Origin of the sequence: Neorhizobium sp. BT27B (assembly GCF_050455485.1) — a bacterium.
Classification (GTDB): domain Bacteria; phylum Pseudomonadota; class Alphaproteobacteria; order Rhizobiales; family Rhizobiaceae; genus Neorhizobium.
Map to the genome: position 1 here is coordinate 33362 of NZ_JBCIYT010000002.1, position 23818 is coordinate 57179.

At 60.9% G+C, this 23818-nt stretch carries 21 protein-coding genes; 10 read left to right on the forward strand and 11 right to left on the reverse strand.

Features of this window, described 5'->3' with window-relative positions; translation table 11 throughout:
• Positions 1-6 precede the first annotated feature (6 nt).
• A complete protein-coding gene (locus AAIH70_RS05660) occupies positions 7-666 on the forward strand; it encodes a ribbon-helix-helix domain-containing protein (RefSeq protein ID WP_132271232.1) in 660 nt (219 codons plus the stop codon).
• A 41-nt stretch (positions 667-707) separates the two neighbouring features.
• Here the strand turns inward: AAIH70_RS05660 and AAIH70_RS05665 are convergent, their stop codons facing one another.
• Complete coding sequence (locus tag AAIH70_RS05665) at positions 708-1118, reverse strand: hypothetical protein (RefSeq protein WP_132271233.1); 411 nt, start codon at positions 1116-1118, stop codon at positions 708-710.
• Between the two features lie 79 nt (positions 1119-1197).
• Positions 1198-2097, reverse strand: coding sequence for a transglutaminase-like cysteine peptidase (locus AAIH70_RS05670; RefSeq protein WP_430033815.1), 900 nt, complete (start codon positions 2095-2097; stop codon positions 1198-1200).
• A 312-nt stretch (positions 2098-2409) separates the two neighbouring features.
• Here AAIH70_RS05670 and AAIH70_RS05675 point away from each other — a divergent pair, with 312 nt between their 5' ends.
• From AAIH70_RS05675 to AAIH70_RS05700, 6 genes are all read left to right on the forward strand, one after another.
• Entirely contained in the window at positions 2410-3555 is a 1146-nt protein-coding gene (locus AAIH70_RS05675; protein WP_132271235.1) for an ABC transporter substrate-binding protein, read from the forward strand.
• Between the two features lie 394 nt (positions 3556-3949).
• Positions 3950-5545: an ABC transporter substrate-binding protein gene (locus AAIH70_RS05680; protein WP_132271236.1), complete on the forward strand. Its 1596-nt coding sequence runs from the start codon at positions 3950-3952 to the stop codon at positions 5543-5545.
• Positions 5546-5704: 159 nt separating this feature from the next.
• On the forward strand, positions 5705-6709 hold the full coding sequence (locus AAIH70_RS05685) for an ABC transporter permease subunit (RefSeq protein ID WP_132271237.1): 1005 nt from the start codon (positions 5705-5707) through the stop codon (positions 6707-6709).
• 16 nt (positions 6710-6725) lie between these two features.
• Positions 6726-7646 (forward strand): ABC transporter permease subunit, encoded by a 921-nt coding sequence (locus AAIH70_RS05690; RefSeq protein ID WP_132271238.1) that lies wholly within the window; start codon positions 6726-6728, stop codon positions 7644-7646.
• Positions 7647-7648: 2 nt separating this feature from the next.
• Positions 7649-8521, forward strand: coding sequence for an ABC transporter ATP-binding protein (locus tag AAIH70_RS05695; protein WP_132271239.1), 873 nt, complete (start codon positions 7649-7651; stop codon positions 8519-8521).
• Complete coding sequence (locus AAIH70_RS05700; protein ID WP_132271240.1) at positions 8518-9360, forward strand: ABC transporter ATP-binding protein; 843 nt, start codon at positions 8518-8520, stop codon at positions 9358-9360. The genes AAIH70_RS05695 and AAIH70_RS05700 overlap by 4 nt, the downstream gene beginning before the upstream one ends.
• A gap of 117 nt (positions 9361-9477) precedes the next feature.
• On the opposite strand, the gene AAIH70_RS05705 is transcribed toward AAIH70_RS05700, so the two are convergent.
• The 5 genes from AAIH70_RS05705 to AAIH70_RS05725 all read right to left on the reverse strand — a co-directional run bounded on the left by AAIH70_RS05705 (position 9478) and on the right by AAIH70_RS05725 (position 15486).
• Complete coding sequence (locus tag AAIH70_RS05705) at positions 9478-10359, reverse strand: dihydrodipicolinate synthase family protein (RefSeq protein ID WP_132271241.1); 882 nt, start codon at positions 10357-10359, stop codon at positions 9478-9480.
• Positions 10360-10383: 24 nt separating this feature from the next.
• Positions 10384-12003 (reverse strand): ABC transporter ATP-binding protein, encoded by a 1620-nt coding sequence (locus AAIH70_RS05710; RefSeq protein ID WP_132271242.1) that lies wholly within the window; start codon positions 12001-12003, stop codon positions 10384-10386.
• Positions 11996-12928, reverse strand: a complete 933-nt coding sequence (locus AAIH70_RS05715; protein ID WP_132271243.1) for an ABC transporter permease — start codon at positions 12926-12928, stop codon at positions 11996-11998. Before AAIH70_RS05715 ends, AAIH70_RS05710 begins: the two co-directional genes overlap by 8 nt.
• Before the next feature lie 14 nt (positions 12929-12942).
• Positions 12943-13857, reverse strand: a complete 915-nt coding sequence (locus AAIH70_RS05720) for an ABC transporter permease (RefSeq protein WP_132272499.1) — start codon at positions 13855-13857, stop codon at positions 12943-12945.
• 111 nt (positions 13858-13968) lie between these two features.
• The gene (locus tag AAIH70_RS05725; RefSeq protein ID WP_132271244.1) at positions 13969-15486 is read right to left on the reverse strand and encodes an ABC transporter substrate-binding protein; all 1518 of its coding nucleotides are present in this window, start codon (positions 15484-15486) and stop codon (positions 13969-13971) included.
• 352 nt (positions 15487-15838) lie between these two features.
• Between AAIH70_RS05725 and AAIH70_RS05730 the strand changes: the two genes are divergently transcribed.
• From AAIH70_RS05730 to AAIH70_RS05740, 3 genes are read left to right on the forward strand one after another with little or no spacing between them, the layout of a single operon-like run.
• Positions 15839-17029: a sialidase family protein gene (locus AAIH70_RS05730; protein ID WP_132271245.1), complete on the forward strand. Its 1191-nt coding sequence runs from the start codon at positions 15839-15841 to the stop codon at positions 17027-17029.
• Positions 17030-17031: 2 nt separating this feature from the next.
• Positions 17032-17991 (forward strand): 4-hydroxythreonine-4-phosphate dehydrogenase PdxA, encoded by a 960-nt coding sequence (gene pdxA, locus AAIH70_RS05735; protein WP_132271246.1) that lies wholly within the window; start codon positions 17032-17034, stop codon positions 17989-17991.
• Entirely contained in the window at positions 17988-19109 is a 1122-nt protein-coding gene (locus AAIH70_RS05740) for an iron-containing alcohol dehydrogenase (RefSeq protein WP_132271247.1), read from the forward strand. The genes pdxA and AAIH70_RS05740 overlap by 4 nt, the downstream gene beginning before the upstream one ends.
• Before the next feature lie 217 nt (positions 19110-19326).
• Here the strand turns inward: AAIH70_RS05740 and AAIH70_RS05745 are convergent, their stop codons facing one another.
• From AAIH70_RS05745 to araD, 4 genes are all read right to left on the reverse strand, one after another.
• Positions 19327-20031, reverse strand: a complete 705-nt coding sequence (locus tag AAIH70_RS05745; RefSeq protein ID WP_132272500.1) for a FadR/GntR family transcriptional regulator — start codon at positions 20029-20031, stop codon at positions 19327-19329.
• A 2-nt stretch (positions 20032-20033) separates the two neighbouring features.
• A complete protein-coding gene (locus tag AAIH70_RS05750; protein ID WP_132271248.1) occupies positions 20034-21062 on the reverse strand; it encodes a four-carbon acid sugar kinase family protein in 1029 nt (342 codons plus the stop codon).
• A gap of 244 nt (positions 21063-21306) precedes the next feature.
• On the reverse strand, positions 21307-22032 hold the full coding sequence (locus tag AAIH70_RS05755) for a ribonuclease activity regulator RraA (RefSeq protein ID WP_132271249.1): 726 nt from the start codon (positions 22030-22032) through the stop codon (positions 21307-21309).
• An 11-nt stretch (positions 22033-22043) separates the two neighbouring features.
• On the reverse strand, positions 22044-23795 hold the full coding sequence (gene araD / locus AAIH70_RS05760; protein WP_430033581.1) for an L-arabinonate dehydratase: 1752 nt from the start codon (positions 23793-23795) through the stop codon (positions 22044-22046).
• Positions 23796-23818 lie beyond the last annotated feature (23 nt).

Below are 23818 nucleotides of genomic sequence, written 5' to 3' on the forward strand. Positions count from 1 at the left end.
GGGTGCATGAAATCCGGTAACCTGACGCCATCGCTGGAGCCGGCCCTTTCGCCAGCCGGCGACGCGCTGCCGATCATCGATCAGGCCGAGGTGGAGCCGCGCTTTCGCGCCGTCGTTGCCCGCAATGGCGAGCGGCGGGGTATCCGGCTGGAGCAGATATACTGGGAAGGCCTGAGCCGCATGTCGGCGGCGGGCAAGGTCACCACCGGTGATCTCGTCGAATATACCGCCGTGCAATTGCCGCAGCCCGGCAACCTGACCTCGCTCTTGCGGGTGATGAGCCTGAAATGGGCGCTCGGACGTCTGGCCTCGGTGGAAGACATTTCCTCGATGGACAATCTCAATGCGCTGGTACAGGCCTCGCCTTCGCCCACCGTCGTGCTGACGCGCGACAAGCGCATCCATCTGTTCAACGAGGCGTTTCTCTCCATGCTGCGGCAGCGGCTGGTGATCGACGAATTCGCGCAGCTGATGAAGACCCTCAAGTTCTCTGTCGATACCCATATCGACGACGCCATGGAAACGCTGCAGGCCAAGCGCGGCAAGACGCTGAATACCGGCTTTTCGATCTCCTGCGGCAAGCAGAGCATTACCGGCCAGATCAACCTGGCGCTGGCACCGGCGCATGAAAAGCCGATGCTGGTGGGCTATATCTCGCGCTTCTGATTTTGCAACACGATGGTGTCCCGAACTAAAGGGCGGAGGGTTTATTCTGGCTTTGCCATATCTTGCATAGAGGCGCGGACATCGGGGTTGTTTCCGTATCGCCAGACAGCGAGCCATTCCAGAAAGTTCAAGATTCCAAGGAAGGAAAAGGCCGTTATGGCGATCGCGGCCGAGGCTTTTCCCTCGGCGTAATATGAATATAGATTGCTGATTGACTGCGCACTTATCCAGACGACATAAGCGCTGAATATCCATGAAAATACTGTCGCAAACTGTTTCGGAAGCAGCTGTTTTTTGAAAGCATAACCAAAGATCGCGCCGCAAGAGATTATGGTGATCGTGGTGTTGAGAGATTTCCAGAACGAAGCTGGCTCCGATTGCGTTATGGCCATGCCACCAAATGTTGCAGCGATCGTCATGACTGCGAATATTTTCCAGAGTACCTGAACCATCGATAGTCACCTCAAGCGCCGGATGGAATAACTGCCTTCTCGCCCTCTGTAAATGACCGGAAGGATAGCGTCTTGCTGATCAGTTCACGCCCGCGCCCGGCGCGATCTTTTCCATCGAGGTGATGGCGCTGGCGATCTGCTTCTGGCGCTGCGAGCCGTGCAGAAATCCCTTGCCATCGCGGATCGAATAGAGCGCCACGTAATCCGGCAGCTGGGTGTCCTGCAGAACCTGATTGCGGACATTGTCGAGGATGAAGTGGCGACCGGACACTTCCACCGACAGGACGGCGTGATAGAGGCGGCGCTTCTGGTCGAACAGTGCCACGATGCTCATCGCCGCCGGATCGAACCCTTCCGCGCGCAGGGCCGCCATTTTCAGGATGGCAAAATCCTCGCAATCGCCCTGGCCGCGGGACAGCGTCTCGCTTGGCGTCGCCCAGTGGTCGGCAACACCATTGGTTTCCATGTCGGAGCGATAGGTGATCGCCGTGTTGACGGCGGCGTTGACGGCGTTGAGCTTGTCGCGCAGTGAGCCTTGAGCCGCGCTTGCCTGCTGGATGGTGGCGAGCGCCGGTGCGCAGGTCTTACCGCGGCAGGTGATGGCGGTGCCCTTCTCCATCTCGTCCAGCGAGGGGCTGAGCTTTTTCAGCGCCGCCAGGCGTTTGAATGGAACGGCAACCGTTTCGAAGGCGGCAGCAGTCGGGCCGCTGCGGGTTTGTGCCGGAAGGTTGGCCGGCTTGATCGCCACCTGCATGACCGGGGCAGTATCGACCGGTGCCGGAATTTTTGCGGCTGCGGTGTTCTGTGCGGCAATGGCGGAGGCGAAATCGGTTGTCAGCCTTGCCACGGAGGCGAAGACGGCAAGCGATTGCGGGAAGTAATTTTGCGCGCTCTCCGTCAGAAAGGAGATTGGCGGGAATGTCTTCGGAGATACTTGCGAATCTGCGGCATAAGCTTGCGATGTGATCAAAGTCGACACCATTGCGCAAGCAATAAAGGCCATTTTTTTATTATTGTTATGAGCCATTGTTGTCTCTCCTGTTGGAATAAGACTAGCAATCGGCTCTGAATTTCTGGTTCGTAAGCGTGGATACTAATGGTGCAACATTATTGCGAGAAATTGCGTAAAATTTTTCGTATTTATATTGTTGCTTGTTAAGCGGTTTTACCTGCGCTAGCATGTGTAAGTTGCAGCCAACAAGGCCATGCCGGTCCGGTACAGATGCGTTTCATCAGTCTCCCTTTTCTTTCGCGTGGTCCGGTTTCTGCAATCTGCAGGCCATTCCCGATCGTGTCCGTTGTCCGGCTTCTGAAGGTCGGTGCGCTGGTTGCCGGCGTGATGGCGCTTTCGTCCTGCGAGACGGAAACGATTGGCGCCAAGATGGCCAATGACAAGGCGCTGAAGCCGCCGCCGACGGCGGTGGAAGAGACATTCGGGCGCGGATCGACCGAGATTACCCTGCTGCTGGCCAAGTCCCAGAGCGGTTATTACGAGGGCGTTTCAAAGGATATCCGCGACGGTGCGGCGCTGGCGATCCGCGAACTCGATGAAGCCGGAGCGATGAAGATCAAGGTGGTGGATGTGGCTGCCGGTCCTTCATCCGTGCCGGCTGCGATTTCTGCCGCCAACAGCCGTAGTTCCGGTCTGCTGCTTTCCTTTGCGCCGCAGGCGACGATCTCGGCGATTGCCGCATCGGCGCCCGACCAGCGTCCGCCGCTGGTCAATCTCGGTCCGGCTGTTTCGGGGGCAAAGGTTTTCAATTTCGGCTTCGACGAGGTTTCCAGCGCTGCCAGAGGCGTGCGCCGGGTGATCGCGGGCGGCCAGAAGAAGATCGTGGTACTGGCGCCGGCCAATCTGGGTGTTTCGGAAGAGGCGGGTCTGAAATCCGCGATCGGTCAGGCCGGCGGGACGGTGACGGGTGTGATCCGTTATGATGCGGGTGCTGTTTCCGATCTGCTGGCGCGCAGCAAGCCGATGCTCGATGCCGCCAATGCCGCTGTGGTGATGGGTGACGGCAATGCGGTCGGTGCCGTGCTGCGGGCTTTGCGGGCGACATCCGCCTCGCTGCCTGTCGTCGGCACCAGCCATTGGCCGACCAGCGTCTATGGCGATCCGTCTGCCGCGAATGTCCTCATCGCCACCGCCGATCCGGATGCCATGCGCACGGTCGGCGCACGTTACGAGGCGGCCTATAAACGGCCGTTCTCCATCCATGCCGCTTTGGGTTATGACAGTATCGCCATGACGGCAGGCATCGTCAGGAGTGCCGGTTCGGCGGTGATCACCTCGGAAGCACTGACCAGCAAGACCGGCTTTCGTGGCGTGACCGGACTGTTCCGGCTGACGCCGAACGGGGCGATCGAGCGCCGGCTGGGTATCTACAAGGTCGAGGGCGGGCGGTTGGTTTCCGTCGAGGCAACGGCCGAAAGCTTCTAAAACGCAGGCGGCCCGCCGGCTGCGTTCGATGGCTTATTTGCGGATGTTGTCCGGTGATGGGAGGTGGATCGGCAGGTGCTGAACACTGCTGTTCCGATCTGTTGTATTTCTTATAAAGTTTGCTCTCAAGTAGAGCCGATGAAGGCGTTTGTGTTGCGCGGAGCAACGAAACCGCCATCTGCTTTAACAAATGATATGATACATTAACGTAAATCTTGGCTTGGCGGTGCCGACTCCGATATTGTGTGTTGACAACCCCCGCCTGCCGTTCTGTATCTGTCGCACCGACTCGCACTGGCACCAGGGGAAGGTAAGAGGACACACCGCGGGTTCAATCCGGGTGTTTGTCTCTGGGGTGCCTCAGAGGCAAGAAGTCACAAAGGGGAGTTTTCCAATGAAACGCGCGCTTATCGCCGCACTCGCACTGGCTGCATTGCCAATGCTTCCGACCGTCGCTGCCGCCAAGACCTTCGTATTCTGCTCGGAAGGTTCGCCGGAAGGTTTCGATCCGGGTCTCTACACCGCCGGCACGACCTTCGACGCATCGGCGCATCCGATCTACAACCGCCTTCTCGAGTTCAAGCCCGGCACGACGCAGCCGGAAGCCGCTCTCGCCGAGAGCTGGGAAATTTCCGCAGATGGTACGGTCTACACGTTCAAGCTCCGCAAGGGCGTAAAGTTCCAGACCACCGAATTCTTCACGCCGACGCGTGAACTGAATGCCGACGACGTCCTCTTCTCCATCGGTCGCCAGATCGACGAAAAGAACGCCTGGAACAAGTATGTCACCGGCGGCACCTGGGAATATGCCGATGGCATGGGCTTCCCCAAGCTGATCAAGTCGATCGAAAAGGTCGATGACCTGACCGTCAAGGTCACGCTGACCCGTTCGGAAGCACCGTTCCTGGCCAACCTTGCCATGCCGTTCGCGTCGATCCTGTCCAAGGAATACGCCGACAGCCTCGAAAAGGCCGGCACCAAGGAACAGCTGAACCAGAACCCGGTCGGCACCGGCCCGTTCTCCTTCGTCGCCTACCAGCAGGATGCCATCATCCGCTACAAGAAGAATGCCGATTTCTGGGGCACCGCTCCGAAGATCGATGATCTCGTCTTCGCGATCACCACCGACGCTGCCGTTCGTTATCAGAAGCTCAAGGCCGGCGAATGCCACCTGATGCCTTACCCGAACGCTGCCGACGTGCAGGCCATGAAGGCTGACGAGAACCTGCAGGTTCTGGAGCAGGAAGGCCTCAATATCGCCTACCTCGCCTACAACACGACCCAGGCTCCGTTCGACAAGCCGGAAGTTCGTATCGCTCTCAACAAGGCGATCAACAAGCCGGCAATCGTTGATGCCGTCTTCCAGGGCATGGCAACACCTGCCACCAACCCGATCCCGCCGACCATGTGGTCCTACAATAACGATATCAAGGACGACACGTACGACCTCGACGCCGCCAAGAAGATGCTGGCTGACGCCGGCGTCAAGGACCTGTCCATGAAGGTCTGGGCGATGCCGGTTTCGCGTCCGTACATGCTGAATGCACGTCGCGCCGCTGAAATCATCCAGGACGACTTTGCCAAGATCGGCGTCAAGGTCGAGATCGTTTCCTACGAATGGGCAGAATACCTGTCGCGTTCGAAGGACAAGAACCGTGACGGCGCTGCCATCATGGGCTGGACCGGCGACAACGGCGATCCGGACAACTTCCTCGACACCCTGCTCGGCTGCGATGCCGTCGGCGGCAACAACCGCGCGCAGTGGTGCAACCAGGAATTCGACGCCCTCGTGAAGAAGGCCAAGTCGACGTCCGACCAGGAAGAGCGCAGCAAGCTTTATGAGCAGGCACAGGTCATCTTCAAAAAGGATGCACCCTGGGGCACGATCGACCACTCGCTGGCCGTCGTTCCGATGCGCAAGGGCGTGACCGGCTTCACCCAGAGCCCGCTCGGCGACTTCACCTTCGAAGCAGTCGATATCGCCGAGTAATCGGACAGCATCACAACTTTTTGCCGCAGGAGACATTGCGTTTCCTGCGGCATTTTCTTATGAGATGCCCAAAAATACGGCGGTGACGCCGAATTGGTCTGATGCATGGCTTGACAAAAATCATGAATCTGGCCCGCCCCTTTTCCGCAAAGGCTTAAAATGTTTGGCTTCCTTCTGCGGCGCCTCGCCGTCCTGATCCCGACGTTCATCGGGGTCTCCATCATCGCGTTCTCGTTCATCCGTCTTCTTCCGGGCGATCCGGTCGCGCTGCTTTCGGGCGAACGCGTCATGTCGCCGGAGCGCCATGCGCAGATTTCCGCGCAGCTCGGCATGGACCGGCCGATGGTCATCCAGTATTTCGATTATCTCGGCGGCGTTCTGACCGGTGACTTCGGCACCTCGATCGTTTCCAAGAAGCCGGTGCTCGACCAGTTCCTGACGCTGTTTCCAGCGACGGTCGAGCTTTCCTTCTGCGCCATCATCATCGCCATCGCACTGGGCATTCCGGCCGGCATCATTGCCGCCGTCAAGCGCGGGTCGATCTTCGACCAGGGCCTGATGGGCATCGCGCTGGTCGGTTATTCGATGCCGATCTTCTGGTGGGGCCTGCTGCTGATCATCCTGTTCTCCGGCATCCTGCAATGGTTCCCGGTGACGGGCCGCATCTCGCTGATGTTCTATTTCCCGCAGGTCACCGGCTTCATGCTGATCGATAGCCTGATCTCCGGCCAGAAGGGCGCATTTGCCTCGGCGCTCAGCCATCTGGCGCTGCCGTCGATCGTGCTGTCCACCATTCCGTTGGCCGTCATCGCCCGCCAGACGCGGTCTGCCATGCTGGAAGTTCTGTCCGAAGATTACGTCCGCACCGCCCGCGCAAAAGGTCTGTCGCCGTTCCGCGTCATCGGTGTTCATGCGCTGCGCAATGCGATGATCCCGGTCGTCACCACGGTCGGCCTGCAGGTTGGTGTCATGCTGGCCGGCGCCATCCTGACCGAGACGATCTTTTCCTGGCCGGGCATCGGCAAGTGGATCCTCGATAGCGTCTTCCGTCGCGACTATGCCGTTATCCAGGGAGGCCTGCTGCTGATCGCTGCGATCATCATGACGGTGAACCTGATCGTCGACCTTCTCTACGGTCTCCTCAACCCGCGCATTCGCCACTAAGAAGGAGCAAAATCCCATGGCCGACGCCACCATTACACAGAAGGCTGCGGAGCCCGTCTCCACCGCCCAGATGCGCCGCCAGATGCTCAAGGAGTTCTGGTTCTATTTTTCCGAAAACCGCGGTGCCGTCATCGGCCTCTACGTTTTCGTCGCGCTGGTTTTCGTTGCGGTCTTCGCTTCGGTGCTGGCACCCCATTCGCCGTTCGAACAGTATCGTGATGCCGTGCTGAAGCCGCCGGCATGGGTTGCAGGCGGTAGCTGGACCTATGTTCTCGGCACCGATCCGATCGGTCGCGACATTCTTTCGCGCCTGATCTACGGCGCCCAGTATTCGCTGTTCGTCGGCCTCGTCGTCACCACGCTGTCGCTGGTTGCCGGTATCGTCGTCGGCGTCATCGCCGGTTATTATCGCGGTTGGGTCGATACCGTCATCATGCGCCTGATGGACATGATCTTGGCCATCCCGTCGCTGCTGCTGGCGCTGGTGCTCGTCACCATTCTCGGTGCCGGTCTCAACAGCGCGATGATCGCCATCGCGGTGACCCTGCAGCCGCATTTCGTGCGCCTGACCCGTGCCGCCGTGATGGCCGAAAAGTCGCGTGACTACGTGACCGCCGCCCGCATCGCCGGTGCAAGCCCGCTGCGTCTGATGTTCCGCACCATCCTGCCGAACTGCACCGCACCGCTGATCGTTCAGGCAACGATGTCGTTCTCCAATGCCATCCTCGATCTGGCCGCTCTCGGCTTCCTCGGCATGGGCGTGCAGCCGCCGTCTCCCGAATGGGGCACGATGCTGGCCGAAGCTCGCGAATTCATCCTGCGCGCCTGGTGGGTCGTCACCTTCCCGGGCCTTGCAATCCTCATCACCGTTCTTGCCATCAACCTGATGGGCGACGGCCTGCGCGATGCGCTTGATCCGAAGCTGAAGAGGTCCTGATCATGTCGCTCTTACAAATCGACAATCTCACCGTCGAATTCGAAACCTCGACCGGCTGGTTCCGCGCCGTCGATGGCGTTTCGGTTTCCGTCGACAATGCCGAAGTGCTTGCCATCGTCGGTGAATCCGGCTCCGGCAAGTCTGTTTCGATGCTGGCCGTGATGGGTCTTCTGCCGGCAACGGCCAAGATCACCGCCGACCGCATGCTGTTCGAAGGGCAGGATATCCAGAAGCTTAGCGGCTCCGAACGCCGCAAGCTGATCGGCAAGGATATCGCAATGATCTTCCAGGAGCCCGTTGCCAGCCTCAACCCGTGCTTCACGGTGGGTTTCCAGATCGAGGAAGTGCTGCGCATTCACCTCGGGCTGGACAAAAAGGCCCGCCGCGCCCGCGCCATCGAGCTGTTCAAGCTGGTTGGCCTGCCTAACCCGGAAGAGCGCCTCAACGCCTATCCGCACCAGATGTCCGGTGGCCAGTGCCAGCGCGTGATGATCGCCATCGCGATCGCTTGCGACCCGAAACTGCTGATCGCCGACGAGCCGACCACCGCGCTCGACGTGACCATCCAGAAGCAGATCCTCGACCTGATCATGGACCTGCAGGCACGCACCGGCATGGGCCTGATCATGATCACCCATGACATGGGCGTTGTGGCCGAGACCGCCGACCGTGTGGTCGTGCAGTACAAGGGCCGCAAGATGGAGGAGGCCGACGTGCTTTCCCTCTTCGAAAACCCGCAGAGCAATTATACCAAGGCGCTGCTGGCTGCCCTGCCTGAAAATGCCACTGGCGACCGCCTGACCACGGTTTCCGACTTCTTCGACGGCAATCCGGAACCGGCACCTACTGCCAGTGCGACGGGAGTGAATGCATGAGCACCGATACCATGCTCGAAGTGCGCGACATCAAGCGCGATTACGAACTGCCGGGCGGCTTCATGAAGCCGAAAAAGACCATCCATGCGGTGAAGGGCGTTTCCTTCAAGCTGGAGCGCGGCAAGACGCTGGCAATCGTCGGCGAAAGTGGCTGCGGCAAGTCCACGCTGGCGCGGATGATCACCTTCATCGACGAGCCGACGGCGGGCGACCTGATCATCGACGGCCAGAAGATGGACACGCGTCCGGGTCATCTGACCTCGGAAATGCGCCAGAAGGTGCAGATCGTCTTCCAGAACCCTTACGGTTCGCTCAACCCGCGTCAGAAGATCGGCGATGTTCTGGGCGAGCCGCTGCTGATCAACACCGACATGTCGGCAAACGATCGCCGTGACCGCGCCACCGAAATGCTGATCAAGGTCGGCCTCGGCCCGGAACACTATAACCGTTATCCGCACATGTTCTCCGGCGGTCAGCGCCAGCGCATCGCCATTGCGCGCGCGCTGATGATGAACCCGAAGCTGTTGGTGCTGGACGAGCCTGTTTCGGCGCTCGACCTTTCGGTTCAGGCACAGGTTCTGAACCTGCTGGCCGACCTGCAGGACGAGTTCAACCTCACCTATGTGTTCATCAGCCACGACTTGTCCGTCGTGCGTTACATCGCCGACGAGGTGATGGTGATGTATTTCGGCGAGGCGGTCGAATACGGCACGCGCGACGAGGTGTTTTCGGCGCCGAAGCACGAATACACGCAGACCCTGTTCAAGGCGACGCCGAAGGCTGATGTGGAATCGATCCGGGCACGTGTCGCCGCGAAGAAGGCGGCGAGTGCTGCCTGATGCAGGGTCGTCATCCTCGGGTCAGGCTCGAGGATGACCACCGAGAGAGATGAGATATTGAAAAAGGCGCTGCGGAGACATCCGCAGCGCCTTTTTCATTGGGTCTTGTCTAGCTGCTTACAACAAACCGAACTTCTTCAGCGTCTCGCCAATTTTCGCATCCTGCTCTGCATTCGGCAGCAAAGCCGGCTGGCGGCTGGCGCCGACGGAACTATCCTGCAGATAGAGCGCGCGCTTGACCATGGCCGGTGGGAAACCGTGCTGGTAGAGGTCGGTGCGGAAGGCCGTGTAGATGTCCTGCTGACGTTCGGCTTCAGCAATATTGCCCGAGTTGAAGCCACCGACGATGCCGGCGAGGACGTCCGGCATGGCATTGCCGAGACCGGAAATGCAGCCGGCAGCGCCGTTCTGCAACGACCACAGGACCAGATGGTCCGGGCCGGAATAGACTTCGAAACCTTCGACCTCTTTCGAGACCTGCAGGTAGGCCGCAAGCGTTTCCTGCGCGCCGCCCGAGTCCTTGATGCCGGCGATGTTGCCATGGGTGGCCAGTTTTCGCGCAGTTTCCGGCTCGATGTGGTTCTGGGTGCGGGCCGGGATGTCGTAGAGATAGACCGGCGTTTTGACGGCGTCTGCGACGGTGGAGAAATGGCGGATCAGGCCGTCCTGCGTGCAGGCGATGAAGAAGGGCGTGATGACGGCGATGCCGGTGACGCCGATACGGTCGAATTCCTTGGCCAGCTGCAGCGTTTCGAACGTGGCGGGCATGCCGGCATTGACGATGACATCGACCTTGCCGCCGACTTCATCGACAACTTCCTCGAGAAGCTTGACCTTTTCGCCAAAGGTGAGTGCGGAGAAATCGCCGTTGGTGCCGGCGCACATGATGTTGTTGCCGGCCGCCACCTGACGGCGCACCTGCGCGCGGGTCGCTTCGTAATTGATCGTTTCGTCGTCGTTGAAGCATGTCACGATCGCGACAAAGGCTTTCTTGGTCATCATTCTACTCCGGTATCAATCAAATCAGGATGCTGTTGCCAGACGGGCGTTGCGGTTTGCGGCCTGCACGTCCGGGTCGGGATCAAGGCTGGCGGCGAGAAGCGCCTGGGTATAGGGTTTTTGCGGGTTGTCGAAGACCTGCGTAACAGTGCCGAATTCGACCACTTCGCCCTTCTGCATGACCATCACGTAATCGGCGAAATCGCGCACCAGCGGCAGGTCGTGGGCGATGAAGATGAAGGCGATGCCCATTTCCTTGCGCAGCTTGTCGAGAAGCTTGATCACCTGCGCCTGTACCGAAACGTCGAGCGCCGAGACGGCCTCGTCGCAGACGATCAGCTTTGGTTCGAGCGCCAGTGCGCGGGCAATGGCGATACGCTGGCGCTGGCCACCGGAAAACTGGTGCGGGTAACGGCCCATATGTTCCGGCGACAGGCCGACCTGATCGAGCAGTTCGGCAGCACGCACGCGCCACTTGGCCTTGGGCAGGATTTCCGGGTGGATGACCCAGGCCTCCGAAATCAGCTGGTAAACCGTCATGCGCGGGTTGAGCGACTGGGTGGGGTCCTGAAACACCATCTGCAGGTCGCGGCGCAGCTTGAACAGATCGCCCGGCGACATGGTGAAAAGGTCCTTGCCCTTCCATTCCGCGGTGCCGCCATCGGCTTCCTCGAGGCGCAGGAGGATGCGGGCGAGGGTGGATTTGCCCGAGCCGCTTTCACCGACGACGGCAACGGTCTCGCCTGCCTTGAGGTCGAAGGAGACGCCTTTCAAAGCTTCGAAGCCGCCGTAGAATTTCTTGGCATTCTTGACGCTGAGGATGGGCTCGCCTGACGTCGCCGGTTCGTGCATGTCGCCCTTGCCGGGGGCGGCGGCGATCAGCTTTTTGGTATAGGCATGCTGCGGGTTGCGATAGACGTCGCGCACCGTGCCGCTTTCGACCAGCTGACCCTTTTCCATCACAACGACGCGGTCGGCGACTTCGGAAACGACGCCGAGATCGTGGGTGATGATCAGCACGCCCATGCCGGTTTCACGCTGCAATTCCTTGAGGAGAAGCAGCACTTCCGCCTGCACCGTCACGTCGAGCGCAGTGGTCGGTTCGTCGGCGATCAGCAGATCGGGTTTGAGCGCAAGCGCCATGGCGATCATGACACGCTGGCGCTGGCCGCCGGAAAATTCGTGCGGGTATTTGTCGAGCGCCTTTTCCGGCTCCGGCAGGGCGACGCGCTTGAACAGGCGCAGGGCTTCGGCCTGGGCTTCGCTATTGCCCTTGCCGTGGGTTTTCAATGCCTCGCGCATCTGCCAGCCGACCGTATAAACCGGGTTCAGGTGGCTGAGCGGGTCCTGAAAGATCATGGCGATGCGGCGGCCGTTGACCTCGCGACGGGCCTCGCTGCTCATCTTGAACAGATCCTTGCCGTCGAGCAGGATTTCGCCCGACGCGATTTTTCCGGGCGGCATGTCGATCAGGTTCATGATCGCCGAGGACGAGACCGACTTGCCGGAGCCGCTCTCGCCGAGAATGGCGAGCGTTTCGCCTCGGTCGAGATGATAGGAGATGTTGCGCACGGCGTGGACGGTGCCGGTGGCGGTGTGAAAATCGACCGAGAGGTTGCGGACTTCGAGAAGATGATCAGCCATTTTTCGGTCCTTTCATTTCCAGGCGCCAGCGCTGGACGGGGTCGAGCGCGATACGCAGCCAGTTGGACAGAAGGTTGAGCGAGAGGGTGGTGAGAATGATGGCCAGGCCCGGCCAGAAGGATAGCCACCACGCGTTTGTGAGGTACTGGCGACCCTGAGAGATCATCAGGCCCCAGGTGATTTCCGGCGGCTGGATGCCGATGCCGAGGAAGGAAAGCGCACTTTCGGCCAGCATGACATAGGCAAAATCGAGCGTGGCAAGCGTCGTCAGCGTCGGCAACACCACCGGCAGGATGTGACGGAACAGGATGCGTTTCGACGATGCGCCCATGACGCGGGCCGCCTGTACGAACATGCGGCTCTTGATTTCCAGAACTTCCGCTCGGGTGGTGCGCAGATAGACCGGAATACGGGTGATCGACAGGACCAGCATCAGGTTGAGGATGGAAGAGCCGAGGATATAAAGCACGATCACCGCGACCAGCAGCGATGGGAAGGACATGATGACGTCTGCGAGACGCATGATGATCTGGCTGGTGCGTTCCGACGCGAAGCCGGCGATCAGGCCGAGCAGGGTGCCGATGACAGCCGAGATCAGCACGGCGCCGGCGGCAACCATGATGGTGTTCTGGGTGGCGACGATGATGCGCGGCCAGAGCGGGCGGCCAAGTGCATCGGCACCGAGCCACATGAACCATTCGCGGTCGAACATGAAAGGCGCGAGGTTGCGGCCGCGCAGGTTCTGCTTGGTGGCGAGATCATCGAGCAGGGTGGGGCCGATGATGGCCATGATGATGACGAAGACGAGGAAGATGGCGGCACAGAGGGCGAACTTGTCGGCCCAGAGCATCCGCGCCATGCGCACGACGGCGCTCGGCTCCTCGGCAACGGTTTCCTTGGCGGTGGGTGTGGATTGAATGGCCATGGTCATATCGATCCTCAGTAGCGGATGCGCGGGTCGAGCAGGGCATAGGCCATGTCGATCACGAGGTTCATGAGGAAGATGGCGAAAGCGGTGACGAGGATCGCCGCCAGCACGACGTTGAAGTCACGCTGCAGGATGCTGTCGATCATCAGCTTGCCGACGCCGGGGAAACCAAAAATGGTTTCGATGACGACGGCGCCGTTCAAGAGGCTGGCCGCCTGGTCGCCGATGACGGTGATGACCGGCAGCATGGCGTTGCGCAGCGCGTGAACGAAGATGATCGGGCCGGATTTGACGCCCTTGGCGCGGGCCGTCTTCACGTAGGCCGAGGAGAGGGCCGAGATCATCGAGCCGCGCACCACCTGAACGATAATGCCGAAGGGGCGCACGAACAGCACGCAGATCGGCAGGATCCAGTGCGACAGCGAGCCGGTGCCGGAGGTCGGCAGCCAGGAGAGCTGGATGGCGAAGACGACGATGGCGACGATGGCGAGCCAGAAATCCGGCACGGAGGCGCCGATCAGCGAGACCATCGAGGAAAAGCGGTCGAAGAAGCCGCCGGTGCGGAAGGCGGCGAGCGAGCCGACGACGATGGCGCAGACGGTGACCAGCGTCATGGTGATGACGGCGAGCCAGAGCGTCCAGGTGAAGGCTTCGAGCACGACATCAAGGGCAGGGCGGGCCTTGCGCAGGCTCTCGCCGAGATCGCCGGTGACGACATTGCCGACATACTGGCCGAACTGCACGAGAAGCGGCTGATCAAGGCCATGAAGGGCGCGGAACTCTGCCTTCATTTCGGCGGAGGCTTCGACGGGAAGGAAGAGCGATGCCGGGTCGCCCGTCAGACGGGACAGGAAGAAGACCATGACCAGCAGCCCGATGAGCGAGATGAGACTGGCGAAGGCGCGCTTGCGGATAAAACTGAGCATGGTGACCTCGATCTTGCTGGAATGGACGGCCGCGAAACCGTCGTCCATTTCGCTTCGATTGGGGCGATCCCGGCCCTGTCGGTGCAGGATCGCCCTAAGGTTATGGGTGGGTTACTTCTTGATGCCGATCTCGGAGAGCTGCAGCATGGAGTTGGTGGCGATGCTGGGCTTGAAGTCCAGACGTTCGGACACGCGCGAATAACCGACCATGTGGAAGAGCGCGACGTCGGCGACGAGATCGTCGTGGACATAGGCGATCAGCTGCGACCAGAGTTTTGCACGTTCGTCACCGGTGGCGGCCGAAGCGCGGGCGATGAGATCATCGACCTTGGGATCGGCGTAACCGGACTGGGTGCCCTTCGAGTCATACTTGAAGAACATGGTGAAGGACGGATCACCCTTGGAATTGTCGTGCATGGCAGCAACAATCGTCGGGCCACGGCCTTCCTTAAACGGCTTCGAATAGTAGACCTCGTGTTCGGCGACTTCGACGAATTTCAGGTCGATCTTGAAACCAACATCCTGCAACTGTGCCTGGACGGCTTCCATGATTTCCGTGACGTTCGGGAAGTTGGCCGTACGCGCAACCACGGTGATCGGGGTGTCGACCGGCACGCCGGCAGCCTTGGCTTCTTCAAGCAGCTTCTTGGCCTGATCCGGATCGTATGGGAACACCTTCACATCCGGGTTCCAGCCAAGCGTCGTTGGCGGCACCAGCGCGGTGGCGAGAACGGCATCTTCCGGCACCAGCGTGCCGATGAAGGCCTGACGGTCGATCGCGAGGTTCAGCGCCTTGCGGACGCGGACATCGTTGAGCGGCGCGATATTGCCATCGATACGCAGATAGACGGTTTCGCTGTCGAGGTATGAGAAGTCGGTCTTGTCGTTGGTGGCTTCGACCTGCGAGATCGACGGTGCAAGATCGGCTTCGCCGGCCTGAACCATGGCGGCGCGAACCGCCGGGTCTGAGCGGAACAGGTAGGTGGCCTTGGTGACGGCGGGCTTCTTGCCCCAATAATCGTCACGCGCATCGAGAACGATCTGCTGGCCCGGTGTCCAGTTGGACAGTTTGTAAGGACCGGTGCCGACCGGCTCGCGCACGAATTCCAGCGGCGTGCCTTCCGGTACGATGGTGACGAGCGACAGCAGCAGCGGCAGGATCGGCTGGACCGGATTGACCTTGAAATCGATGGTGTTTTCGTCAACCACCTTCACGTCGAATTTCATGCCGCCGAAATAACGGCGGGATTCGCAGATGTTCTTGTCGCTGAAAATGCGGTCAAAGCTGAATTTGACATCCTTGGCGCCAAACGCCTTGCCGTCGGAAAATTTGACGCCCTGACGCAGGTGGAAGCGCCATGTGCCGTCAGCTGTCTGTTCCCACTTTTCGGCGAGGCGGGGCATGACGCCCTTTTTATCGCGCACGTCGAGTTCGGTCAGCGTTTCGCTGACATTTTCCATGATGACGCGGCCGATATTGGAGCGCGTCGCCATGCAGGGCTCGAGCAGGTCGGCCTCTTCCGGCAGAACGATCTTGATATCCGTCGATGCGGCATGAACCGGGCTGATGCCGGTGCCGAGTGCGAGGACAGAACCCAGCAGGGCTCCAAGCAAATGCGAAGTCTTCATGTCATTCTCCTCCCTCTTGGTGCGGGTCGCACCGCTTGCTGTTCGTCTCGCTCCGGCCTGTTCGGCTCACGCGATTTCGAAGGCATTCCTCCTAAAGCCCTGTGCGTCGGTCGGGATGCCTCCGTCCTTAACGTCGCCATGAGCGGGCTGGCGCAAACCATCGGATGTCTCGGCAAGTTTGTCAAATTAAATATTCGGAACTGCCAATTTGTACAAATTTGTCTTTCATAAAACGATTTAATTTCAAGTGCATGTATCGTAAGTTTGGATCGTCAATGGCAAATTGCCGAATTTTTCAAACTTGACAACTTTGTTATTTGGGTGATTTTCATGTGGGTAAGAGGAGACCCTGATGACGCCTGAAGAGATTGCAACCGTGATGACCGGTGCGGTGAAAGCCGTTGGCCGCGGACGACATGAGGCCATGCTGGCCTCGCCGATGATCCAGAACCACGCATCCTTCCTGCACCTGACCGAGGATGGCGCACTGATCTGCGCCTGGTTCGGCGGCACGCTCGAAGGAAAGTCGGATATTTCCGTCTTCGCCTCTGTTCTGATCGGCGGCTCCGAGCAATGGGGTGAACCGCAGCGGCTGAGCTTTGACCCAAAACATTCCGAGCAGAACCCGGTTCTGTTTGCCGCGCCCGATGGCAGGCTCGTGCTGTTCCACACCTCGCAGCCCTCCGGCAATCAGGATGAATGCCGCATCCGCATGGCCGAAATTTCGCGCGATGCCGCCGACCCGACCAAGCTGACGGCAGGCGAGGGAGAGTATCTCGATCTGCCGCGCGGCTGTTTCGTTCGTGCGCCGCTGACCATTCGCGACGATGGCGCATGGCTGTTGCCGATCTTTCGCTGCATCCAACGGCCGGGCCAGAAGTGGAACGGCAGCCATGACCGCGCCGCGGTCGGCATTTCGCAGGATGGCGGTAAGAGCTGGGTGCTGGAAGATCTCGATCAATCGACGGGCTGCGTACACATGGGGCCGGTGTCGCTCGGTGATAACAGGCTGGCAGCCGTGTTCCGCCGCCGTCAGGCCGATTTCGTCTATCGCACGGAAAGCACCGATGGTGGCCGCACATGGTCCGTGCCGCAGGCGACGGATGTGCCCAACAACAATTCTTCCGTTGCCGCGACCCGCCTCAAGGACGGCCGCATCGCGATGATCTGCAACCCGGTGAATGCCGAGATGTCGAGCGATCGCCGCGCCTCGCTTTACGATGAGCTGGGCGAGGATGACGACCGGCCGGATGCCAATCCGGATGGCGGCTGCGTGCCGATCTGGGGCGTGCCGCGCGCACCGGTTTCCGTCTGCATTTCCGATGACGGGGCAAAAAGTTTTTCGCAGCGGATCCTCATCGAGGATGGTCCGGGCACCTGCCTGTCGAACAATTCCATCGACGGTCACAACAAGGAAATGTCCTATCCGTGGCTGCTGGAGGGCACCGACGGCAGTCTTCACATCGCCTACACCTATTACAGGCGCGCTATTAAATATGTTCGTCTGGCTCCGGGCTGGGCCAGTACCGCAGTGGGAGAATAATCATGAGCAATATCATCGGCATCACCATGGGTGACCCCTGCGGCGTCGGACCGGAAATCACGGTGCGGGCGCTGGCCGAAATGGGCGACGCGGACCGCGCCGCAACCCGTATCTACGGCAACCTGCCGACGCTGGAAGCGGCCCGCAAGGCGCTGGGCGTCGATATCGATCTGACACCTTACGTCGTCGATCTGCCGATCGAAGGCGCGCCGCTGCCCTGGGGCACGCTGTCGCCGGTTGCCGGCGATGCGGCTTTCCGTTTCATCGAAAAGGCGGTGCGCGATGCCGAAGCCGGCGTGATCGGCTGCGTCGTCACGGCACCGATCAACAAGGAAGCGCTCAACCTTGCCGGCCATCATTACGACGGCCATACCGGCATGCTGCGCAGCCTGACGAAATCGGCAGCGGCCTACATGCTGCTGGCCTCGGAAAAACTGAAGGTCATCCATGTTTCCACGCACGTTTCGCTGCAGGAGGCCATCCGCCGCGCCACCACCGAGCGGGTGCTGGCGACGATCAAGGCCGGCAATGACCACCTGAAGCGCACGGGTTATGCAGCACCCCGCATCGCGGTTGCCGGCATCAACCCGCATTGCGGCGAAAACGGCCTTTTTGGTACCGAGGATGACGAGCAGATCGCACCGGCCGTTGCCGCAGCCCGTGCCGAAGGCATCGATGCCTATGGTCCGATTTCGGCCGACACGGTGTTCCACCGCGCCTATTCCGGCGCCTTCGATCTGGTGGTCGCGCAGTACCACGATCAGGGGCATATCCCGATCAAGCTCGTCGCCTTCGATACGGCGGTCAACGTCTCCGTCGACCTGCCGATCGACCGTACCTCGGTCGACCACGGCACCGCCTTCGACATTGCCGGCAAGGGCATCGCCAACCATGGCAACATGCTGGAAGCGATCGCCTATGCCCGCAAGCTGGTAACCGGCGGCAAGGGGGGCAAGGCATGAGCAGCGCCCCCGTCATCATCCTGCATCAGCCCAAGCGGCTGATCGTCGGTGCCGGCACGGTCGGTGAAGTCGGTCCCTGGGCCGGCGAGGTTTCCTCGACGCTGGTGATTGCGACGCCGATCACCGCCGGATTTGTCGATCGGCTGAAACTGCCGGGCAAGGTCACCCTGTTCGACGCCATTCCTGGCGAGCCGGAAATCGCCACGCTTGATGCGGCTTTGGCTGCGGCGCGGGCGGCGAAGCCGGATCTCGTCGTCGGTCTCGGCGGCGGCTCGGTCATGGATGTCGCCAAGCTGGTGGCCGCCCTTTGGGATGGCGAACAGACGCTGGCCGATGTTGCCGGCCCCAACAAGGTGGCGGGGAGAAGTACGCGACTGGCGCAGGTGGCGACCACGGCCGGAACCGGCTCGGAAGCAGGCATCCGCTCGCTGATCACCGATCCGGTCAAGGGCAACAAGATCGCGGTCGAAAGCCCGCATCTGATCGCTGACCTTGCGGTACTCGACCCGGAACTCACCTATTCGGTTCCGCCGGCCGTCACGGCCGCAACCGGTGTCGACGCCATGGCGCATTGCGTCGAGGCATTTACCAGCAAACGCGCGCATCCGATGATCGACGGTTTTGCCCGTATGGGTTTTTCGCTCGTCGGCAAATTTTTGGCCCGCGCGGTCAAGGATGGATCGGATCGGGAAGCGCGCGAAGGGCTGATGCTGGCCTCCTATTACGGCGGCATCTGCCTTGGGCCGGTGAATACGGCGGCCGGCCATGCCATCGCCTATCCGCTCGGCACGCTTCTACATCTGCCGCATGGGCTGGCCAACGCCATCGTCTTTCCGCATGTTCTGGCCTTCAATCAGCCGGTCGTGGCGGACAAGACGGCGGAAGTGGCGGAAGCGCTTGGTTTTGGAAAAGGCCTGTCGCAGGCTGATCTCAGTGGTGCGGCACATGCATTCTGTGCCGATCTCGGCATCGAGATGTCGCTTGCCAAACATGGTGCTGATGAAGCCGACCTGCCACGCTTTGCCGCCGATGCGCATGCCATCCGCCGGCTGATGGACAACAATCCTGCCGATATGAGCGTCGAGGACGTTCTGGCGATTTACCGGGCCAGCTTCTAAGGAGCTGGTTTGGAGGAGGGAGGCGGTGCGAGCGATCGTGCCGCCTTTTTGGTTTTTGGGGAGAGGGGGAAAAGGCGCCTACCCACCCATGGTCGTCATGCTCGGGCCTGTCCCGAGCATCTGCCGCGTTGAATTTGTTGCGCTGTGGTTAGATCCCAGGGACAAGCCCTGGGATGACGGCGGAGGGGCTTTAGCGGTCCTTGTTCGCCGGTCAATCCTACTGATGCGACGACTGAAACAGCCGTTCGCGCGACCCCTTCAAATGCTCCAGCATCAGGCGCCGCGCCTCATCCTCATCGCGGTTGGCGATGGCTGCGGCAATCGCTTCGTGTTCGCCGAACACACGCGTCAGGCCGGAGGCCTCGCGCTTGATCGAGGCGCCGTGAAACTTCATGCCAACGGCGATGTGGTCTTTCAGCGCTTCCATGGCGGTCGAAAAATAGTTGTTCTGGGCAGCGCGGGCGATGGCGAGGTGAAACTTGAAGTCGGCATCCTCGCGGTGTGACTGGCGGTTTGTGGCGTCGCGCAGCAGTTCCAGTGCCTGCCGGATCGCCTTCAGGCTGTCGGCATCGTGGCGGGTGGCGGCGGCCGCGGCGGCGGCCGGTTCCAGCGTCAGGCGGAACTCGTAACAGTTCAAAAGATCGGCGACGTTTTCCAGCTGGCCGAAACCGAGCGGATTGCGCAGGCCCACGGAGCGCACAAAGCTGCCGGCGCCACGGCGGGAATAGATCAGGCTCTGGTCGCGCAGGCGTTTCAGCGCCTCGCGGATGACCGGGCGCGATACTTCGAATTCGGCGGCAAGATCATGTTCGGTCGGCAGGCGTTCGTCCGGCTTGTAGGCGCCGGATTTGATGGCGCGCAGCATGCGTTCGAACACGATATCGGCCAAGCCCTTGCGGGCGGTTCCCGTTTCCAGTCCCATCTTCAAATTGCCCTCCCCAGGACCATGTCCGCAATCCTCTTCAACGTCTCCGGCCCGCCAAATCCTCCCGATTTGGCGATGATGCAGCGTCCCTCGTTCGACGCAAGCCCAAGGCCTGGCAGGCATTCGCCATGCAGGGTGAAACGGGTAACGCCAAGCGCACGCATGACCGCTTCGGCGGTGGCGCCACCGGAAAGAAGCAGCGTGCCCTTGTAATCCGAAAGGCTGTTCTTGAGGCCCTCGGCCAGTGCTTCCGAGACCAGCGCCGGATTGATGTCGCTCGCGCCCGGTGTTGCCTGAACCAGCGTCAGTGCCGCATCGGCATTCGGTGTGTCGGTGATCCGGCCATTCGGCGCCGCGCGGTAATCAAGATCATGGCCGGCGCGCAATGCATCGATCTGGGCAAGCGTGATCGGATCGCGCGAGCCGATGACAAAGGTGGCGCGGCCGGTCGGGATGTTTGCCGGTTTTGCCTCGGGCTTTTGCGTCATGCGGCGGGCCAGCGCTTCGGCAAGGCCACGTGCGCCGATCAAAAGGTCGGTGCCGTCTGTCTGTGCGGCATCGAGCACGGCATCCATGTCGGCGGATGTGCCTGTGCCGGGTGTCGTTGCGTGGGCCGCATGGGGGCCGAGCTTTTCGGCGATGACGATCGGTGTGTCGACGCCGAAACCGCGAACGGCACCACCTTCGACGATCCGGTCGAATTCCGGGATAGCGGGGGCGACCAGCGCGCGCGAAAACGGAGTGGCGTCGAGTTCGGCGACGATATTGCCCTTGAGGCGGGAATCGACCTTCTTGAACAGGCGCGTGCCCGGCGGCAGCAGGGCGATCACCGCAGCGGTTGTTTCGCGGGCTTCATCCGCGCCGATCTCGCGGGTGTTGAGATTGATGGAGATGACGTCGGGACTATCCGCGACGATGCCGGCAATCGCTTCGCGGGCCAAAGCCACCTCGGTGCGCAGACCACGTCCGGCAAAGGGGGCCGCGGAGTCCAGCGCGCCGGTCAGATCGTCTGCGAGAATGGCGAGCATGTCATGGTACCAGTTTTATGTTGTAATCTTTATACCACTAAAAAACGCTTAGATGTCAATATTCCGTGCGGATCAGTATGACAAATTACGGTTTGCATATACGCAATTTCGGACGGACGTGTGAGGCTGTTGGAATTACAGCTTTTTCGGGAGTTCCGGTGTTTGTCGGGTGCCTGAAACGCAAGAAGCGCATGGCCGGGAGGGCCATGCGTTTCTCGTCTGTGTCGCGGAGCAGGCGGTGTGGTCAGCGGCCGTTTGCCTTGCGCCACGCCTCGTATTTGTCGCGGAACTCGTCCTTGGTCTGCGGGTAAAGCCCGATGATCGGCGTGCCGGCATTGACCTGTTCGAGCACGAAAGCCTCGTAGCTTTCCATCGCCGTGCATTCATCCGCCAGTTCCTCGGCCAGATGCGCTGGGATGACCATCACGCCGTCATTGTCGCCGACCAGAACGTCGCCCGGAAACACCGCGACATCACCGCAGGAGATCGGCACGTTGATGTCGATCGCCTCGTGCAGGGTGAGGTTGGTCGGGGCCGACGGGCGGGCGTGATAGGACGGCATGTCGAGCGCGCCGATGCCGGCTGCATCGCGAAAACCACCATCGGTGACGACACCGGCGGCACCGCGAAGCGCCAGCCGGGTGATCAGGATCGAGCCGGCCGTGGCGGCGCGGGCGTCCTTGCGGCTGTCCATGACAAGCACCTGGCCGGCCGGGCAGGTTTCGATGGCGACGCGCTGCGGATGGTCGGCATTGCGGAACACGGTGATAGGGTTGCGGTCCTCACGCGCCACGATGTAGCGCAGCGTAAACGCCTGTCCGACCATGGTTTCCGTCTTCGGCGAAACCGGCACGACACCCTGGATGAACTGGTTGCGCAAGCCGCGCTTGAACATGGCGGTGGCCAGTGATGCGGTGGAAATCTTCTTGAATTTCTCGCGTGTTGTTTCGCTCAGCACGTAATCGGTCATAATTTTCCTCCTCAATAGATGTCCGGTTCGCCGGCCTTTTGGCCGAAGCCGGTTTCCAGAAAATCGAAATCGCAGCCCTGATCGGCCTGGGTGACGTGTTTTGAGAACATCCAGCCATAGCCGCGCTGGAAACGCGGTTCGGGCGCCTTCCATTCGGCCTTGCGGCGCGCCAGTTCCTCGTCGCTCACCAGCATGTCCAGTGAGCGATTGGGCAGATCGAGACGGATGATGTCGCCGTTTTTCAGGAGCGCCAGCGGCCCGCCGATAAAACTTTCCGGCGAGACATGCAGCACGCAGGCGCCGTAGGATGTGCCGGACATGCGGGCATCGGAAATGCGCAGCATGTCGCGATGGCCCTTCTTGATCAGTGCCTGGGGGATGGGCAGCATGCCCCATTCGGGAAAACCGGGGCCGCCGAGCGGGCCGGCATTGCGCAGCACCAGAACATGGTCGGGCGTGACATCGAGGTTCTCGTCGTCGATCGCCTTCTTCATCTCCGGGTAGCTGTCGAACACCATGGCCGGGCCCTGATGCACATGATATTTCGGGTCGCAGGCGGCCGGTTTGATGACGCCGCCGTTGGGGCAGAGATTGCCGCGCACCACCGCAAGCGAACCTTCGTGATAGACCGGGTTGGAGAGCGGCCGGATGACGTCGTCGTTATAGACTTTTGCGCCTTCGAGATTTTCACCCATGGTGCGGCCCGTGACGGTCATGACCGATAGGTCGAGCCGGTCTTCCATCTGTTTCATCAGTGCCCGCAACCCGCCGGCATAGAAAAAGTCCTCCATCAGATAGTCTTTGCCCGACGGGCGGACATTGGCGATCAAAGGCGTGACGCGGCCGAGCGCATCGAGATCGTCGAGCGTGAGGTCAACACCGGCGCGGCGGGCCATGGCGATCAGATGTACAACGGCATTGGTGGAACAGCCGGTAGCCATGGCGACGATCGCGGCATTGCGACAGGCGGCGTCGGTGACGATTTTATCCGGCGTCAGGTCTTCCCAGACCATGTCGACGATGCGGCGGCCGCAATCGGCGCCCATGCGCTGGTGGTTGGCATCGACGGCCGGAATGGAGGACGCGCCGGGCAGCGTCAGGCCCATGGCGTCGGCAATCGCCGTCATGGTCGAGGCGGTGCCCATGGTCATGCAGGTGCCGGCCGAGCGGGCGATACCGCCCTGCACGCCCAGCCATTCCTCGTCGGTAATATTGCCGGCGCGGCGTTCGTCCCAGTATTTCCAGCCGTCCGAACCGGAGCCCAGAATCTTGCCGGCGTAATTGCCGCGCAACATCGGGCCGGCGGGCAGGTAGATCATCGGCACGCCGGCCGAGATCGCGCCCATGACGAGGCCGGGTGTGGTCTTGTCGCAGCCGCCCATCAGCACCACGCCATCGAGCGGATGGGCGCGGATCATCTCTTCCGTCTCCATGGCCAGCATGTTGCGGTAAAGCATCGATGTGGGTTTCAGTGAGCTTTCATCCAGCGACAGCGACGGCATCTGCACGGCAAAACCGCCGGCCTGAAACACGCCGCGCTTCACATCCTGCACGCGTTCCTTGAAATGCGCATGGCAGGTGTTGAGTTCGGACCATGTGTCGAGCACGCCGATCACCGGCTTGTCGCGAAACTCTTCCTCCGAATAACCGAGCTGCATCATGCGCGAGCGGTGGCCGAAAGAGCGCAGGTCGTCGGGCGCGAACCAGCGGGCGCTTCTCAAGGTTTCGGGCGTTTTCGTCTTGGGCAGGGGGCTTTCTGGCATGGCAATCGACCTTTTTAGGTGCC